This is a genomic window from Bradyrhizobium sp. AT1, from assembly GCF_001590795.1.
Taxonomy (GTDB): domain Bacteria; phylum Pseudomonadota; class Alphaproteobacteria; order Rhizobiales; family Xanthobacteraceae; genus Bradyrhizobium.
On sequence record NZ_JXDL01000001.1, the window covers coordinates 6,612,276 to 6,614,069 of the forward strand.

Annotated in this window: 1 protein-coding gene and 2 pseudogenes; 1 reads left to right on the plus strand and 2 read right to left on the minus strand. The window is 66.8% G+C overall.

The genetic code is table 11. The features are described from left to right. Both SE92_RS37275 and SE92_RS30695 read right to left on the minus strand, forming a co-directional pair. A pseudogene (locus SE92_RS37275) lies at positions 1-507 on the minus strand (ATP-binding protein); the annotation flags it as partial. 13 nt (positions 508-520) lie between these two features. After that, positions 521-1,291: a response regulator gene (locus tag SE92_RS30695; RefSeq protein WP_063201985.1), complete on the minus strand. Its 771-nt coding sequence runs from the start codon at positions 1,289-1,291 to the stop codon at positions 521-523. Positions 1,292-1,471: 180 nt separating this feature from the next. Between SE92_RS30695 and SE92_RS30700 the strand changes: the two are divergent. After that, positions 1,472-1,794, plus strand: a pseudogene (locus SE92_RS30700) (hypothetical protein); the annotation flags it as partial.

Sequence of the window (1,794 nt, forward strand, 5' to 3'; positions counted from 1 at the left end):
CCACAGGCCGAGCACGCTGACGCAGATGAAGGCGGTCATCAGCGCCATCAGCCACGGGGCGCCCCAGAACCACGGCCGCGGCCCGCGATCGACGCGGCCGCCGATCACGGTGCCGTCGGGCAGTTCGACGCCGACGCGAAGCACGGCACCGTCCGGGGCAAGCTGCAGCGCCTTGTAGCCGCGCCCGAGATGACGGCGTATCCCGTGCAGGCTGTCGCTCTCCTCAAAGCTCGCGGTGCCGGGCGCGAGCATTTCGATGCCGAGGTTAGGGAAGGCGCGCGCGAGATCGGCGACGAGGCGTGGACGCTCGGCGGGCTCGGCCGCGCCGAGCAGCAGCGCCGCATCGACCAGTTGATGGGCCCCGTCCGGCGGCGTGTCGGGGCGGTCCGGCCGGCTGATCAGGAACGCGGTGGTGACGACGAGATGGAGCGCGACGGTCGAAGCCAGCACCAGCGCGGCGATCTGCCCGCCGATACCCTTGAGGTGGAAGAATCCGAACGGCTTCATCGTCGCGGCCCCCTCAATTGCTCAGGGGCGCCGCAACCGCTTCAATCCTTGCTGGTTCAGTCCTTGTCGGCTCGGTCCTTGGCGTGAACAGATAGCCGCCGGAGCGTACCGTCTTGATCATGGTGGGATCGGCCGGGTTGGGCTCGATCTTGCGGCGGATGCGGCTGACCAGCACGTCGATGGAGCGCTCGAACGAGCCGGTGTTGCGCCCTTGCGTGAGGTCGAGCAGGCTGTCGCGCGACAGCACGCGGCCGGGCCGTTCGCAGAAGGTGCGCAGGAGATCGAATTCGGCGCTGGTCACCGCGACGCGCGCACCTTCCGGATTGCGCAACTCGCGCAGGCGCAGATCGATGTGCCAGCCCTCGAAGGCAAGCGTGGAGGCGCCCTCGATCGAGCTCGCCGCTTGCGCCGCGGCCTGGCGGCGCAGTACCGCGTTGATGCGGGCGAGCAGCTCGCGCGGGTTGAAGGGTTTCGGCAGGTAGTCGTCCGCGCCCATCTCGAGGCCGACGATGCGATCGACGTCCTCGCCGCGCGCGGTCAGCATGATGATCGGCGTCTGTGCCTCGGCACGCACCTTGCGGCACAGGCTGAGCCCGTCCTCGCCCGGCAGCATGACGTCGAGGATGATGAGGTCGACGCGGTGATCGGCCAGGGCGCGCGACATCTCGCGCCCATCGCTCACGGCGGTAACGTTGCAGGCGTTGTTGCGCAGGTACTTCGCAATCAACGTCCGTGTTTCGCGGTCATCCTCGACGACCAGGATGTTGGGATTGGGAATGGCCATGCGCTTTGTTTGTCCAAGATTCGGGCCAAATGGCGAAGATTTTTGTTTCGGATTGTTTCTGTCCGGCGTCCCGCAACAGGCGGCAATCGCACGGCGCCGGAGCGGCAAGATCTCGTTAAGGCCGTTAACCATACCGTGGCGTGGGCAGCGTTGAAACCCCGCAAAACCCACGGAGCCATCATGACCTCGATTTCGGCGGCCTCCGCCGGCAACATCCAGTCACCGCTGCAGCGGCTGCAGCAGCAATTGCAATCGGAAGTCTCCGCCGGCACGATTTCGTCGTCGGACCAGTCCGCGCTCTCGACGGCGCTGACCGACATCGACACGGCACTCCAGCAGGGCCGGTCGAGCGATGGGTCGAGCGGCACGCGCCCCTCCAAGGAGGACATGCAGTCGAAGATCGACGACCTGATCTCGAACGAGGTGTCGAACGGGACGCTGACCTCGGACCAGGCCGAAGAACTCAAGGGTGTGTTTCAGTCCGCCTTCGCGAGCGGTCCCGG